12 protein-coding genes and 2 tRNA genes are annotated in these 15115 nt (G+C 72.7%); 3 read left to right on the top strand and 11 right to left on the bottom strand.

Annotated elements, in window-relative coordinates; all coding sequences use genetic code 11:
- Positions 1-59: 59 nt before the first annotated feature.
- From K0V08_RS03750 to K0V08_RS03735, 4 genes are all read right to left on the bottom strand, one after another.
- The gene (locus K0V08_RS03750; protein ID WP_079533104.1) at positions 60-2252 is read right to left on the bottom strand and encodes an acyltransferase family protein; all 2193 of its coding nucleotides are present in this window, start codon (positions 2250-2252) and stop codon (positions 60-62) included.
- A gap of 249 nt (positions 2253-2501) precedes the next feature.
- A tRNA-Ile gene (locus tag K0V08_RS03745) sits at positions 2502-2575 on the bottom strand.
- Between the two features lie 11 nt (positions 2576-2586).
- On the bottom strand, positions 2587-3846 hold the full coding sequence (locus K0V08_RS03740; protein ID WP_079533101.1) for a glycosyltransferase: 1260 nt from the start codon (positions 3844-3846) through the stop codon (positions 2587-2589).
- A 180-nt stretch (positions 3847-4026) separates the two neighbouring features.
- Entirely contained in the window at positions 4027-4938 is a 912-nt protein-coding gene (locus tag K0V08_RS03735; protein ID WP_012038283.1) for a DMT family transporter, read from the bottom strand.
- Positions 4939-4977: 39 nt separating this feature from the next.
- Between K0V08_RS03735 and def the strand changes: the two genes are divergently transcribed.
- The 3 genes from def (at position 4978) to K0V08_RS03720 (ending at position 6143) form a co-directional block, all read left to right on the top strand.
- A complete protein-coding gene (def, locus tag K0V08_RS03730) occupies positions 4978-5544 on the top strand; it encodes a peptide deformylase (protein WP_012038282.1) in 567 nt (188 codons plus the stop codon).
- Between the two features lie 77 nt (positions 5545-5621).
- A tRNA-Asn gene (locus tag K0V08_RS03725) sits at positions 5622-5694 on the top strand.
- 80 nt (positions 5695-5774) lie between these two features.
- Positions 5775-6143 carry a hypothetical protein gene (locus tag K0V08_RS03720; RefSeq protein ID WP_012038281.1) on the top strand — a complete coding sequence of 123 codons (369 nt, stop codon included), beginning with the start codon at positions 5775-5777 and terminating at the stop codon, positions 6141-6143.
- Positions 6144-6162: 19 nt separating this feature from the next.
- On the opposite strand, the gene K0V08_RS03715 is transcribed toward K0V08_RS03720, so the two are convergent.
- The 7 genes from K0V08_RS03715 to K0V08_RS03685 form a co-directional block, all read right to left on the bottom strand.
- Positions 6163-7191 carry a lactonase family protein gene (locus tag K0V08_RS03715; RefSeq protein WP_050976303.1) on the bottom strand — a complete coding sequence of 343 codons (1029 nt, stop codon included), beginning with the start codon at positions 7189-7191 and terminating at the stop codon, positions 6163-6165.
- A gap of 66 nt (positions 7192-7257) precedes the next feature.
- Entirely contained in the window at positions 7258-8163 is a 906-nt protein-coding gene (locus K0V08_RS03710) for a D-isomer specific 2-hydroxyacid dehydrogenase family protein (protein WP_012038279.1), read from the bottom strand.
- 110 nt (positions 8164-8273) lie between these two features.
- Positions 8274-9221 carry an ABC transporter ATP-binding protein gene (locus K0V08_RS03705; RefSeq protein WP_079533099.1) on the bottom strand — a complete coding sequence of 316 codons (948 nt, stop codon included), beginning with the start codon at positions 9219-9221 and terminating at the stop codon, positions 8274-8276.
- A gap of 113 nt (positions 9222-9334) precedes the next feature.
- Positions 9335-11047, bottom strand: a complete 1713-nt coding sequence (locus K0V08_RS03700; protein WP_079533096.1) for a dipeptide ABC transporter ATP-binding protein — start codon at positions 11045-11047, stop codon at positions 9335-9337.
- Positions 11044-12066 carry an ABC transporter permease gene (locus K0V08_RS03695; RefSeq protein WP_079533093.1) on the bottom strand — a complete coding sequence of 341 codons (1023 nt, stop codon included), beginning with the start codon at positions 12064-12066 and terminating at the stop codon, positions 11044-11046. Before K0V08_RS03695 ends, K0V08_RS03700 begins: the two co-directional genes overlap by 4 nt.
- A 1-nt stretch (position 12067) precedes the next feature.
- Positions 12068-13162 carry an ABC transporter permease gene (locus K0V08_RS03690; RefSeq protein WP_012038275.1) on the bottom strand — a complete coding sequence of 365 codons (1095 nt, stop codon included), beginning with the start codon at positions 13160-13162 and terminating at the stop codon, positions 12068-12070.
- 144 nt (positions 13163-13306) lie between these two features.
- Complete coding sequence (locus tag K0V08_RS03685; protein WP_012038274.1) at positions 13307-14962, bottom strand: ABC transporter substrate-binding protein; 1656 nt, start codon at positions 14960-14962, stop codon at positions 13307-13309.
- Positions 14963-15115: the final 153 nt, after the last annotated feature.

The raw sequence follows: 15115 nt of genomic DNA, 5'->3' as shown, positions 1-15115 counted from the left end.
GCGGCCGTCGTCGTCGTGCGCCCGGGCGAGGACGGATGCGCCCGACCCGTGCCCGTGGATCAGGCCGGGACGCCCGCCAGCGCCTCGTCGAGCATCTGCCGGAACGCCGGCGTGATGACGGCCGCGTACTGCGGCGTGGTGTGGACGCTGTCGCGCTTGGTGGGCGTGCTGCCGACGAAGGACGGGCAGCTCCCCTCCCAGCAGAACAGCGACGAGGTGTCGACGTAGGCGATGCCCATCGCGGCGGCCGAGTCCTCCTGCGCGCGGTCCCCCACCTTCCAGGCGCCCGGTATCGAGGCCTGGCAGTCGGCGGGCGTCGAGACCTTCGTCGCGCACGTCTCGAGCGGCTGGCCGGTCGGCGGGGACGAGACCAGGACGACCTTGCCGACGCTGTCGCGGACCTGGCCGACCGTGCTCTGGACGCCCGCGGACCACTCGGCCACCGCGTCGTCGCCCGTGGCCTTCGAGGCGAGCTTGAGGATCTGCCCGTAGCTGTTGCTGACGAACAGGATCTCCGGCTTCTCCTCCTGGATCGCGGCGATCGCCTGCTCCCGGAAGTCCAGGCATCCGCCCTCGGTGGACGCGTCGGGGAAGTCCCACTGGACGTCCATGACGGCGCAGCCGGCGAAGGTGAGCCCGCGGATGTGGTGCGTCGCCTCGAACATGGCGCGCACCGTGGGCAGCAGGGTGATGCCGGTCGAGTCGCCGAGGACCATGATCGTGGGCTTCCGGCTGTCGCCGAAGGAGCAGGAGCGCGGGTTCGCCACGTCGGTGCGGCCGCAGCCCTGGCCGTCCTCGACGGGGACGGCGGACCTCTCGAGCCCGTCGATCGCGGGGTCGAGCGCGGGCCAGCTGGTCGCGCCGAGGGCGTCGCGGATCTGGCCCTGCAGCGCGCCGAGGTCGCCGTCGGCGAGCACGGCGTCGACCGCGGGGTCCTCCTCGCCGGACGCGGCCGGGCCCGGGGCGATGCGCGACGCCTCTTGGATCTCCTGCTGCCGGACGACGGCGAGGCTGATGAAGGTGACCGTGAGCAGCGCGGCCGTGCCGAGGGCCGCGACCTTCGTGCCCGTCGACGCGCCGAACCCGGGACGGCGGCGCGCGCGCTTCTTCTTCCGGCGCGCCGCGGCGCCGGGCTCGAGCCAGTGCGAGCGGCGGATGGGGTCCTCGAGGCCGTGGTACGAGAGCACCGAGAGGCCGAGGGTGAGCACGAGCACGATGATGGGGTAGCCGAGCCCCGCGGTGTCGGAGACGGCCGCGAGGATCACGATGACCGGGAAGTGCCACAGGTAGAGCGAGTACGAGATGTCGCCGAGGTAGCGCGAGACCGGGTTCGTGAGCGGCCAGAGGAAGCGCTGGGCGCCGCCAGTGCCGCCGGCGATGATGAGCGCGGCGCCGACGACGGGGATCGCGGATCCGGGCGCGGGGATCGGCGAGTCGCTGCTCAGCGCGAAGAGCCCGTAGGCGATGACGGCGATGCCGGCGTACGCCATGACGGGACGCGCGGCGTCCGGGATGCGGCGCAGCAGCGGCGTGGCGACGGCGAGCAGCGCCCCGATGCCGAGCTCCCAGGCGCGGGAGAGCGTGGAGAAGTACGCGACGGCGGCGTTCCCCGCGGTGTCCGCCATGGCCCAGGCGAACGAGCCGACCGTGATGACGACGAGGATCGCGGTGAGGATCCCGCGGTAGCGGCCCGGCCCGCGGAGCCTCAGCGAGAGCGCGAGGCCGAGCGTGAGGAGGATCGGCCAGACGACGTAGAACTGCTCCTCCACGCCGAGCGACCAGTAGTGCTGCACGGGCGAGACGGCGCTGTCGGCGGCCCAGTAGTCGGTGTCGGTCGCGGCGAAGCGCCAGTTGGCGACGAAGAAGAACGCGGCGACGCTGTCCCACGCGATCGCCGAGGCGCGGCCGGAGAGGAACACCATCCAGCTCGCGAGCACGGTGACGAGGAGCACGGCGGTCGAGGCCGGGAGGATGCGCTTGACGCGCTTGCGGTAGAACTCGGCGAAGGAGATCCGGCCGCGCTTGTCGTGCTGGCGCAGCAGGAGCGACGTGATGATGAAGCCCGAGATCACGAAGAAGACGTCGACGCCGAGGAAGCCGCCGGACGGCCACGCGAGCAGGTGATCGAGGATGACCGCGACCACGGCGAGGGCGCGGAGGCCCTGGATGTCGCCGCGGAACGACCGCGTGCTCGAACCCTCCGGCGCGACCGTCGTGGATCGGCTCGTGCGGGTGGGTCGCGTGCTCGTCATCGTGTCCTCGCGGGTGGCGGCGGGCCCGACGCGCGCTGGCGCGCCTCGTCGGCGGGTGGCCGGTGGCGGTCGTCGGGCACCCTCCGGGCCCCCGCGACCGGGGTGATTTCGGTACCCATGGTAATAGAGCGGACATCGCCGTGGCGGTCGGTGCGGCATCGTGCTAGGGCGGCGCGGACCCCAGTCCGAGGGGGTCACGTGAGCGGGCGCGGGCCGCGGGGCGGTCGATCGCGTGCGTGGGCGCGGGAGTAGGGCGGATGGGACTTGAACCCATGACCGACGGATTATGAGTCCGCTGCTCTGACCAGCTGAGCTACCGCCCCGAGCGGCGTGCCTAGACGGCGGTGTGGCCGTCCGTGCGTCCGCGTGCCTCGTCCGTGACCGGCGCGGCCACGGACTCGCCACGATACAGGCTCTCGAACGTCGAGATCGTACGCTCGATGTCGTGCGTGGCCACCACCGCGAGGCTCTCGCGCTTCATGCGCTGGAGCTCCTCCTCGGGCAGCTCGAGCACGCGACGCAGCTTCGCGGCGAGGTCGTCGACGTCGCCCGGGCGGAAGAGGTAGCCGTTCTCGCCGTCGTGGACGAGGTGCGGGAGGGCCATGGCGTCGGCCGCCACGACCGGCAGCGCGGACGCCATCGCCTCCATCGTCACGATGGACTGCAGCTCGGCGATGCTCGGCATCGCCAGCACGGTCGCGCGCGTGTAGGCGCGGCGCAGCTCCTCGTCGGAGACGTAGCCGGTGAAGGTGGTGCGATCGGCGATGCCGAGGTCGGCGGCGAGCTTCTCGAGCGCCGTCTTCTGGTCTCCCCCGCCGACGATCTCGAGCTCCGCGTCGAGCGCCTGCGGCAGGATCGCGAACGCGCGCAGGAGCACGTCGATCTGCTTCTCCCCCGTCACGCGACCGACGAACACGATGCGGTTGCGGGTGCGCGGCGCGAAGTCGGGCGTGTAGTTCGCCGCGTCGATGCCGCACGAGATGGCGATGACGCCGGAGAGGCCCGTGTAGCGCTCGAGGAACTGGGCGGCGCGACGCGTGGGCGTGGTGACGGCCTCGGCGCGCCCGAAGGTGCGGCGCGCGGCCTTCCACGCCATGGAGATGGCCTTGTCCTGCCACGCCACCGGCAGCAGCGTGTGCTGGAGCATGTTCTCCGGCATGAAGTGGTTGGTGCCGATGATGCGGATCCCGCGCTTCTCGGCCTCGATGCTGAGGCCTCGGCCGGTCACGATGTGCGACTGGAAGTGCACGACGTCGGGCTGGACGGCGTCGAGGATCCGCGCGCTGTTCTGGTTGATGTTCCACGGGAGGGCGAACCGCAGCCAGTCGTGCGGGTACCAGCGCCAGCTGCGGAGGCGGTGCGCGGTCATCTCCTGGCCGTCGTGGACCTCGGTCCACGTGCCGTGCTTGCGGCTGGCCGCCGGCGCGACGATGTGCACCTCGTGGCCGCGGCGGACGAGCCCTCCCGCAAGGCGCTCGGCGAAGCGCGCGGCGCCGTTCACGTCCGGCGGGAACGTGTCCGCGCCGATGAGGATGCGCAGCGGTCGACCGGGGGTCGCCGGCTCGCGCGAGGTCTGCCCTGAGATGTTCGGCAAGAAGTGTCTCTCCAGTGGTGTCGGCGTCCGGCGCGCGTCACGTGGATCGGGGCGGCGCGGGCCGGGTGTCGCAGAGCAACGTATCGCACGGTCCCCGGGACGGCCCGACGGCGCACCGGCGTCAGGGCAGCCGCCTCCGGTCGTCGGGCGCCCCCGTCGGCGGCCCGGAGAGCGCGTGGATCAGGACGCGTGCGGGTGGTGCTTCGCGAGCTGGAACACGCCGATGACCGCCACGGCGCCCGCGACGAGGAAGGCCACGCCCGCGTAGAGCGGCGCGTCCGCGGCCTCGCCGAGGACGGTCACGCCGATGCACACGGCGACGAGCGGGTCCACCACCGTGAGCCCCGCGATCACGAGGTCGGGCGGTCCCGACGAGTACGCGGTCTGCACGAAGTACGCGCCGAGCAGGGTCGCCGCGACGAGGGCCACGATGCAGACGCCGGTGAGCACGTCGAAGTCGCCCGTCGTGAGGCGGTTGATGACGACCTTGGCGAGCGTCGCCACGAAGCCGTAGAGCACGCCCGCGCTGATGATGTAGAAGATCGCGCGCACGTGCCTGCGGAAGTAGAGGAAGAGGCCGCCGAGGAGCGCGAGCACGACCGCGAGGATCACCAGGATCGTGATGAGCTCGGGCGTGCGGATGGGCGTCTCCTTCGCGAAGACGGCCGCGAAGACCACGAACAGGCCGACGCCGCCGATGCAGAGCGCGACCGCCCGCTTGGCCTTGAGGTCGAGCCGCTTCCCCGTGGCCCGGGAGTTCAGGATCGCCGTGACGACGAGCGCCACCGCGCCGAGCGGCTGCACCACGATGAGCGGCGCGAGGCGCAGGCTCGCGAGCTGGAACACGATGGCGAGGCCGAGCATCACGGTGCCGGCGACCCACGAGGGGCGGCCGAGCAGGGCCCCGAGCTGGCGGAGGCTGAGGCCCGCGGTGCTCTTCTTCCCGCGCGCCTCCATCTTGGCGACGCCCTGCGACTGCAGCTGCGCGCCCAGGGACAGGAACACGGCGCCGACGAGCGCGATCGGGATGCCGAGCGCCTGGTACGGGGTCAACGAGGCGGCCTGGAGAACGGGGCTGGCGTCGAAGGGCACGCCCCGACCCTACCCGGCGGCCCGCCTATCATCGGCAGCATGGCCGTCCTCCCCATCCGGATCACCGGAGACCCCGTCCTGCACGCCCCGGCCCGCGAGGTGGAGGCGTTCGACGACGACCTGCGCACCCTGGTGGCCGACATGTTCGACACCATGGACGAGGCGCCGGGCGTCGGCCTCGCGGCGCCCCAGGTGGGCGTGCCGCTGCGCGTGTTCGTCTACTCCTACGAGACCGACGAGGGCGAGCCGCTGCGGGGCGTCGCCGTGAACCCGGACCTCTTCATCACGCCCGTCGCCGTGCGCGAGGCCGACGAGGACACCGAGGAGGAGGGCTGCCTGTCTTTCCCGGGCGAGCGCTTCCCGCTGGTGCGCGCCGACCGGGCGATCCTCCGCGCGGTCGACCTGGACGGCCGGCCGTTCGAGATCCAGGCGGCCGGGTGGTTCGCGCGCATCCTGCAGCACGAGTTCGACCACCTCGACGGCCTGCTCTACACCGACCGGCTCGCGCACGTGCACCGGAAGCCGGTGGCCAAGGTGATCCGCAAGAGCGGCTGGGGCGTGCCGGGGAGCTCCTGGCTGCCGGGGCGCGACCACCTCGAGGACTGAGGGACGCGCCCGGGTCGCCGCCCGGTGATCGGAGGCGCCCGAATTCTTTGCTACGCTTTCCAGGTTGCTCCACGTGATCCTCGATAGCTCAATTGGCAGAGCAGCCGGCTGTTAACCGGCAGGTTGTTGGTTCGAGTCCAACTCGGGGAGCGAAGGCCTCGCGGCTCCACCCGCGGGGCCTTTTCCTTTGCGCGCCCTCCCCTCGCCTCCGCGCCCGGTAGCGTCGCGTCATGGGGATGTTCGAGATCGTGGTCGCGCGTCCGAACGACGCTGACCGGCTCTGGCCGCTGCTCGACGAGGATCTCCGCTCCCGTGGCGACGCCGCGGCCGACGACCCGGTGGCCGCCGCGATCCTCCTCCGCCCGGACGACGGGCCCGCCGACACGCTGCCCGTGCTCGAGGCCAGGCGCGAGCGCATCGTGCGTCTCGTGTCGGATCCCGCGGCCCCCGTGCTCATCGCCTACTCGGGGATCCGCGCGGTCGGCTTCGCCCTGATGGACCGCAACGGGGTCGGCGGCCGCGCGTTCACCTCCGCCGGCTGGCGCGGCCTCGGGGTGGAGGAGGAGATCCGGGCGGCCGCTCCCCTGCTGCTGCGCTGAGCGTCGCAGGGGCCGCGGGTCAGGCCAGGGGCAGCAGGTAGGTCGGGCTCGGGACGGCGATCACGGCGGGTGCCGCGGTGGGGAGCCCCGTCGCCGGATCGAGCCGGAAGGAGGCGACCGTGCCGGATCCCTGGTTCGCGACGTGCAGCCGGTCGTCGACGATCGCGTGGTGGCGCGGCGTCTCGCCACCGCAGTCGAACGCGGCGACGGGGGCGAGCGCGCCGTCGTCGGCGATGCCGACCACCGCGATCCGGTCGGAGCCGCGGAGGCCGACGTAGGCGAGCCGCTCGTCCGCGGACACCTGCACCTCTGCGGCGGAGTCGCGCGCATCGGGCACGGCCGCGCATGCCGTGGACGCCGCCACGCGCCAGGATCCGCCTGCGCCCTCGAGCGCGTGCAGGGTGCCGTCGAGCTCGCCGACGAGGAGCACGCGGCCGGACGACAGGAGGGCCATGTGCCGGGGCCCCGTGCCCGCGGGGAGGGCGACAGCGCCGATCCGGTCGAGGCGTCCGCCGCGGAGGGCATGGACGTGCACGGTGTCGGTGCCGAGGTCGGCGCTGAGGACGATGCCGCCGCCGATGTGGAGCGTGGCGTGCGCGTGCGGGCCGTCCTGCTGCGGGCGGGGGCCGGATCCCTCGGCCGTCAGGAGCTGCGTCGCCTCGCCGATGGACCCGTCGGCCGCGAGCGGGTGGACCGCGACGGTGCCGTCGCCGTAGTGCGAGGTGAGGAGCAGGTCGCCCACGACGTGCAGGTGGCAGGGGCCGGATCCGCCGCTCGGCTGCCCGCCCGCCCACTGCAGCGAGCCGCCCGGTCCGCGGCGGAACGCCTCCACGCGGTCGGCCGCCTCGCCCACCGCGTAGACCATGTCGCCGTGCGCGAGGAGGAAGGAGGGCGACGGCGTCTCCACCGCGGTGCCGACGACCGCGAGGTCGCCCGTGATGGGATCGACCGCGAGGGCCGTGATGCCCACGCCCGATCCGCCGGCGTCGGCCGTGTAGCCGCCCGCCCACATCGAGACCTCGGGCACGGCGGCTTCCTCGGGCGTCATCACGACGACGAGCCTACGGTGCGCACCCGACGCGGCGCGGGCCGGCGGGCAGCGGGCGCGCCGGCGTCAGTAGCCCGAGGACGGCTCGACGATGCCGACGAAGTCGCCCGTCCGGAGGAACGCCTCCGTGTTGAGCCGGATCCGCTCGGCCAGCAGCGGCCGGACCATGTCCGGGGTGTCGGCGGTGTGCGGCGTGACGATGCAGCGCGGCTCGGAGAACAGCGGGTGGCCGTCCGGCAGCGGCTCGGGCGACGTGACGTCGAGGCCCGCGCCGTGGATCGCGCCCGAGCGGAGCGCGTCGAGCAGCGCGTCGGGATCGACGAGCGCGCCGCGGGCGATGTTGACGAGGACGGCCGTGTCCTTCATCGCCCTGAGCTGCGCGGCGCCGATGAGCCCGGCGGTGTCGTCGGTGCTGGCCGCGGCGAGCATGACGACGTCGGCGCCCGCGAGCACCTCGTCGAGCCGGTCGGCCGTGACGGTGCGGTCGGCGCCCTCCACGGGGTCGCCGCTGCGGCGCACGACCGTGACGGTGCAGTCGAACGGGGCCAGCAGCCGGATGTACTCCAGCGCGATGCCGCCCGCGCCGACCACGACGACCTCGGACCGGTAGAGCGAGAGGCCGGCGGAGGATCCCCAGGAGGTCGCCCGTGCGCGCTCCGGGAGCTGGCGCAGGGTGGCGAGGGTAAGCGCGAGGGCGTGCTCGGCGACCGGCTCGGAGTAGGCGCCCTTCGCGCTCGTCCAGACGAGGTCGGGCCGGTCGCACTCCCGGAGCGTGTCGGCGAACGCGTCGACGCCCGCGAACGGCAGCTGCACCCACTGGACCTGCGGGTTGGCGGCGAGCGTGTCGGTGAGCTCGGCGGCGCGGCGGATGGAGAGCCAGACGATGCCGCGCGTGTCCTCAGACAGCTCGGCGACCTCGCCGCCGCCGGCGCGGACGGCCTCGAGGTACGCGTCCTCCGTGCGCGGCAGCATGGCGATCGGGCCAGGCGTCGGCCGCGCGTCGCCCGTGAGGCGGTGCGGCGTGGCCCCGTCGACCGCGCGGTGGACGCGGCGGGGGCCGGGAGCGGATGCGGTGGTGTCGGTCATGCGAGGGGCCTCCGGGGATGCGGGACGCGGGCGGGCGGTTCGGGGGAACGCAGGACGACGTCGGGGTCGGGGTCGCCTCCGTCGGGCGCGGGCGCGGGCTCGGCGGCCGTGCGCGACTCCGCGAGCCCCTGCACGTACGGGTGCGTGGGATCCGCGAGCACGTCGTCGATGGCGCCGTAGCCGACGACCGTCCCGCGGTCCAGCACCGCGAGGCGGTCGGTGAGGCGCTCGATGACGGCGAGGTCGTGGCTGACCACGAGCGCGGAGAAGCCGCCGCGGGACTGGAGGTCGCGCAGCAGGTCGAGCACGGCGACGCGGCTCATCACGTCGACGCCCGACGTGGGCTCGTCGGCGATGAGGAGGCGCGGGCCGAGCACGAGCGCGCGGGCGAGGGCGACGCGCTGGCGCTGGCCGCTGGACAGCTCGTGCGGGTACCTGTCCTGCGTGCCCGGCGGCAGGTCGAGCGCCGTGAGCAGGGTGACGACGCGGCGCGCGGCGACCTGGCTGTCGAAGCGGCGGTCGCGGGAGAAGATCGGCTCCGCGATCGCCTCGCTCGCCGTGAGCTGGGGGTGGAGCGTGGTGCCGGCGTCCTGCGGCACGTAGCCGATGCCGTACGTGGTGCGCGTGCGCGCGCGGCGGCCCATGCGGCGGAGGCCCTGGCCGAGCACGGAGGCGTCGCCGCCCGTGATCCGCGGCACTCCCGCCCCCTCGTCGCCCGACGGGACGAGGCCCGCCAGCACGCGCGCGAGGGACGACTTGCCGGATCCGCTCGCGCCGACCACGCCCAGCACCTCGCCCGGCATGATCCGCAGGGTGATCCCGTCGACGGCCGGCGGCGTCCCTGCTCCGCGGCGGGCGGGGTACGCCAGCCGCAGGTCGCGGACGTCGAGCACGGGCTCGGCGGGTCCGCCGTCCGCGTCGGCGTCTCGGGGGGTGTGCGTCATGCGCTGCTCCGTCCTCGGCGTGGTCGTGCGGCAGGCCGGCATGACCGGCCGCACGACGGATGCGGGTTCCGACCCATCATGCCCGGGGTCGGCCGGGCCCCGCTCGGAGCCGCCTAGCCGGCGGTCCGCTCGGCGGCCCGGAGCGCGTGCAGCCGCGCGCGACGCGCGGCCTGCTCGGCAGGGTCCGGCACGGGCAGCGACGCCAGCAGCCGCTGCGTGTACGGGTGCTGCGGGTCCCCCAGCACCTCGGCGCCCGTCCCCTCCTCCACCAGCTCGCCGCGGTACAGCACGGCGATGCGGTCGGCGAGCAGGTCGACGACGGCGAGGTCGTGGCTGATGAACAGCGCCGCGAACCCGAGCTCGCGCTGCAGCTCGGCGAAGAGCTCCAGCACGCGCGCCTGCACCGACACGTCGAGCGCGCTCGTCGGCTCGTCGGCCACGAGCAGCGACGGCTCGAGCGCGAGGCCGCGGGCGAGGCTCGCGCGCTGCCGCTGGCCGCCCGAGAGCTCGTGCGGGTACCTGTCGCCGAAGGCCTTGGGCAGCTGCACGGCCTCGAGCAGCTCGTCGACCCGGCCGCGGGCGGCCTGCGGCGACTTCGCGCGACCGTGGACGATGAGCGGCTCGGCCACGCACTCGGCGATGGTGAGGCGCGGGTTGAAGCTGGTCGCCGGATCCTGGAACACGAACCCGATGTCGGCGCGGAGCTTCCGGAAGTCGCGCTCGCGCACGCCGAGCATCTCGGTGCCGAGGACCTTCAGCGACCCGCCGGTCACGTTGGTGAGCCCCGCGATGGCACGGCCGATGGTGGTCTTGCCCGAACCCGACTCCCCCACCAGCCCGAGGACCTCGCCGGCCTCGATGCGCAGGTCGACGCCCTTGACGGCGCGGAACGCGGGCGACCCGAGGCGACCCGGGTACTCGATCTCGAGCCCCTGGGCGACGACGACGGGCGCCGCCTCGGTGTCCGCCGCCGCGCGAGCCCGGGTGCGCACCGCGGCGCGCTCCACGGTCGCGGCGACGCCCTCGCCGAGCTTCGGGACGGAGGCGAGCAGGTTCCGCGTGTACTCCTCCTTCGGCGACGCGAAGAGCGTGGCCACGTCGGCCTGTTCCACGAGCCGCGAGCGGTACATGACCGCCACTCGGTCGGCGAGGTCGGCGACGACGCCCATGTTGTGCGTGATGAGGATGACGGCCGCGCCGAACTCGTCGCGGCAGCGGCGCAGCAGGTCGAGGATCTCGGCCTGCACGGTCACGTCGAGCGCCGTGGTCGGCTCGTCGGCGACGATGAGCCCGGGATCCAGCACGAGCGCCATGGCGATGACGACGCGCTGCTTCTGCCCGCCCGAGAACTGGTGCGGGTAGTGGTCGACGCGGGTCTCGGGGTCGGGGATGCCCACGCGGCGGAGGATGTCGATCGCCTTCGCGCGGCCCTCCTTCTTCGAGACGCGGCCGTGGGCACGGAGGCCCTCGACGATCTGCCATCCCACCGTGTGCACGGGGTTCAGCGCCGTGGACGGCTCCTGGAACACCATCGCGACGTCGCGGCCGCGCGCCCGGCGCAGCTCGTCGGCGGAGATGGAGAGCACGTCGACCGCGCCCGCCCCCGTCCGGTCGCTGAGGAGCACGGCGCCGTCGGTGACGGCCGTGTCGGGCAGGAGGCCGAGGATCGTGCGGGCGGTGACGGACTTGCCCGACCCCGACTCCCCCACGATGGCGAGGATCTCGCCGGGCGACACCGTGAGGGACACCCCGTCGACCGCACGGACGTCGCCGCCGTCGGTCGCGAAGGTCACCCCGAGGTCGCGGATCGAGACGACGTCGCTCATGCGGACACCTTCTTCTTCAGGGCGCGCTTGCGGGCGCGCAGCTCGGGGTCGGAGATGTCCCTCGTCTTCGCGCGCTTGCGGGCACGCAGCTTCGGGTCGGAGATGTCGTTGACGCTCTCCCCCACGAGCGTGAGCCCGAGGACGAGCATGACGATGGCGACGCCGGGGAAGACGCCCGTCCACCAGACGCCGCTCGCGGTGTCCGCGAGCGCGCGGTTGAGGTCGTAGCCCCACTCGGCTGCCGACGTCGGCGAGATGCCGAAGCCGAGGAAGCCGAGGCCCGCGAGCGTGAGGATGGCCTCGGACGCGTTGAGCGTGAGGATCAGCGGCAGCGTGCGGGTGGAGTTCCGCAGCACGTGCACGTACATGATCCGCGGCGTCGACGTGCCGATGACCTTGGCGCTCTCGACGAACGCCTCCGCCTTCAGCCGCACGACCTCCGCGCGGATGACCCGGAAGTACTGCGGGATGTAGACGACCGTGATGCTCACGGCGGCGGCCAGGATGCCGCCCCACAGGCTCGACTGCCCGCCGGTCAGCACGATGCTCACGACGATGGCCAGCAGCAGCGTCGGGAACGGGTAGATGGCGTCGGCGATGACCACGAGGATCCGGTCGAGCCATCCGCCGAGGTAGCCCGAGACGACGCCGAGCAGCACGCCGGCGAACAGCGACAGGACCACGGCGATCACGACGACGGACAGCGCGGTCTGCGTGCCCCAGACGACGCGGGAGAACACGTCGTAGCCGCCGACGGTGGTTCCCCAGATGTGCGTCGCGTCGGGGGCGGCCTGGCGCGTGAACGAGCCGGCGCCGTCCCGGTCCTGGTCGAAGCCGAAGGGCGCGATGAGCGGAGCGAACGCCGCGAGCAGGATGAAGATCCCCGTGATGACCATGCCGGCGACGAGCATGCCGCGCTGGAGGCCGACGCTCTGCCGCACGTGCGAGACGAGCGGGAGGCGCTGGAGCAGGGAGCGGCGCGCCGGGGCGGGCGCGGGGGCGGTGGTGGTGTCGGTCATGTCAGTACCTCACTCGCGGGTCGATGAGCGCCGCGACGACGTCGACGATGAAGTTGGTCACGGCGACGATCACGGCCAGGAGCGCCACGATGCCCTGCACGGCCACGAAGTCGCGCGCCGCCAGGTACTGCGCCAGCTGGAAGCCGAGGCCGCGCCACTCGAACGTGGTCTCCGTGAGCACCGCGCCGCCGAGCATGACGGCGATCTGCAGGCCCACCACCGTGATGATCGGGATGAGCGCGGGCTTCAGCGCGTGCCGGGTCGTGAGCCGGAACTCGCCGACGCCGCGCGAGCGCGCCGCGTCGACGTACTCGGTGCCGAGCGTGGAGATCACGTTGGTGCGCACGAGCCGCAGGAAGATGCCCGCGGTGAGGAGGCCGAGCGCGAGCGCCGGGAGCACCGCGTGCTCGAGCACGTCGCTGACGGCCGTGGGGCTGCCGAGGCGGAGCGCGTCGATGAGGTAGATGCCGGTCGGGTTGTCCAGCCTGCCGAGCGCGAGCTCGACGCGCGTGTCGGCGCGACCGGACAGCGGGAGGATCCCGAGCCAGACGGAGAAGACGAGCTTGAGCAGGAGGCCCGCGAAGAACACGGGCGTGGCGTAGGCGAGGATCGCGAGGATCCGCAGCACGGCGTCGGGCGTGCGGTCCTTGAAGTAGGCGGCGACGAGGCCGAGCGGGATGCCGATGACGAAGGCGACGATGAGCGAGTAGATGACCAGCTCGAGCGTTGCCGAGCCGTACTGCAGCAGCACCTCGCTGATGAGCCGGTTGTCGGTGAGCGAGCGGCCGAAGTTCCCCGTGGCGATCTGGCCGAGGTACTCGAGGTACTGCACGATGATCGGCCGGTCGAAGCCGGCGGTCGCCAGGCGCTCCTGGAGCTGCTCCGGGGTGAGGCGGTCGCCCACGGCGGCGGAGATCGGGTCGCCCACGATGCGCATGAGGAAGAAGACCAGCGTCACGAGGATGAACACGGTCGGGATGATGAGCACGGCGCGGATGAGGATGTACTGGCCGAGCCCGATCCCCTGCTTCCGGGCCTTGGGCTGCTGCGCCCCGGGGGGCGCGGACGCGGGCACGGCGTCCGGGATGACGGTCACGGCGGGTGGGCCTTTCGGGTCGACGTACGGGTGGTGCGCCTGGTCGGGTGCCACGACGGGTGGCATGGGGATGGGGCGTCCCGCCGCAGCGGGACGCCCCATCCGTGGAGGTCGTCAGTCTAGGAGACGCCCTCCGCAGGGCTGCTAGCCCTTGGTGATCGGCGCGTAGCGGAACTTGAAGGAGGCGTCGAGCGTCACGCCCTTCACGTCCTTGCCGGCCACCGCGACCTGCGAGCCCTGGAGCAGGGGCAGGGTCGGCAGGTCGGCGGCGACGTCGTCCTGGATCTGGCCGATGATCTCGGCGCGCTTCGTGGAGTCGGCCTCCGACAGCTGCTGCGTGATGAGGTCCGTCACGGTGGGGTTGTCGTAGTGGTTCTTCACGAAGGACTGCGGGGAGAAGAACGGCGTCAGGTAGTTGTCCGCGTCCGAGTAGTCGGGGAACCAGCCGAGCTGGTACGCCGGGTACTCGTCGTTGACGCGGGCCTTGCTGTACTGGTCCCAGATCGTGGACTGCAGGTTGACCTGGAACAGGCCGGTCGCCTCGAGCTGCTGCTTGATGAGCGCGTACTCGTCGTCCGAGCCGGCGCCGTAGTGGTCCGGGTTGAACTGGAGCTGCAGCGCGACGGGCGTCTGCACGCCCGCGTCGGAGAGGACCTTCGCGGCCTTGTCCGCGTCCGGCCCGCCGTTCCCGTCGCCGTAGATGCCCTTGAGCGCCTCGTTGGCGCCGGAGAGGCCGTCGGCCACGTAGGAGTAGAGCGGCGTGTAGGTGCCGTTGTAGACCTGGGTCGACAGCTCGTCGCGGTCGACGAGGTCGGCGGCCGCCTGGCGCACGGCGAGGGCCTTGGCCTCGTCCGCCTCGCCGGTGGTCTTGCCGAACGGCTGCGTGTTCAGGTTGAAGGTGATGTAGCGGATCTCGCCGCCGGGTCCCTCGACGACCTGGACGGAGTCGTCCTTCTTGAGGTCCGCGATGTCGGTGGCGCCGAGCGAGCGGCCCGCGACGTCGATCTCGCCGTTCTGGACGGCGAGCTTCATCGTGGTCTCGTCCGCGTAGTAGCGCGCGGTCACGCCGCCGTTGGCGGGCTTCGGCAGGACGCCCTGGTAGTCGGCGTTCGGCGCGTAGGCGACGAGCTGGTTGAGCTGGAAGTCGGTGATGACGTACTGGCCCGCGAAGGCGTTCGCCGCGACGATGGCGGCCGGGTCGGCGAGCGCGTCGGCCGGGAAGACCTCCTCGTCGACGATGGGGCCGGCGGGGCTGGAGAGCACCTGCTCGAAGGTCTGGTCGTTCGCGGTCTTGAGCGTGAAGACGACGGTGGTGTCGTCCGGCGCTGCCACGGACTCGACGTTCGCGAGCAGCGACGACGGGCCGTTGCCGTTGTCGGCGCCGTTCGCCGCGATGGTCGCGATGCGGTCGAACGTGAACTTGACGTCGCTCGCGGTGAGGGCGTGGCCGTTCGCGAACTTCAGGTCGGGCTTCAGCGTCACGGTGAAGTCGTTCGGCGACGTGTACTCGCCGGATACGGCGAGGTCGGGCTCGACGTCGGGGCTGCCGTAGGGGCTGTTGAACAGGAACGGGTAGACCTGGTTCTGCACCGCGAACGAGCCGTTGTCGTAGGAGCCGGCCGGGTCGAGCGAGAGGACCTTGTCGGTCGTGCCGACGACGATGGATCCGCCGCCTGAGGCGCCGTCCTCGGCGAGCGGGTCGCCGGATCCGCCGGAGCAGCCGGCGAGGACGAGGGCCGCGGCGGAGAATCCGGCCGTGGCGAGCAGGACGCGTGAGCGCCGGGGGAATGCGGACGTCATGTTCCGAGTGCCTCTTTCATGAAGGGGATTCGCGCCCGCGCATCGGGAAGACACGGACGCTGTGCTGTGCATGATTTCTAACACACGGGAAACAGCAGCCCGGACCCGGAGGACGCGCGAGGACGCTTCTTCACACGAATGAAACATGGCGAG

The organism is Clavibacter michiganensis, from assembly GCF_021216655.1.
GTDB classification, from domain to species: Bacteria; Actinomycetota; Actinomycetes; order Actinomycetales; family Microbacteriaceae; genus Clavibacter; species Clavibacter michiganensis.
The sequence above is the reverse complement of the archived record's forward strand: the minus strand, read 5'-3'. Positions and strand labels throughout refer to the sequence as shown.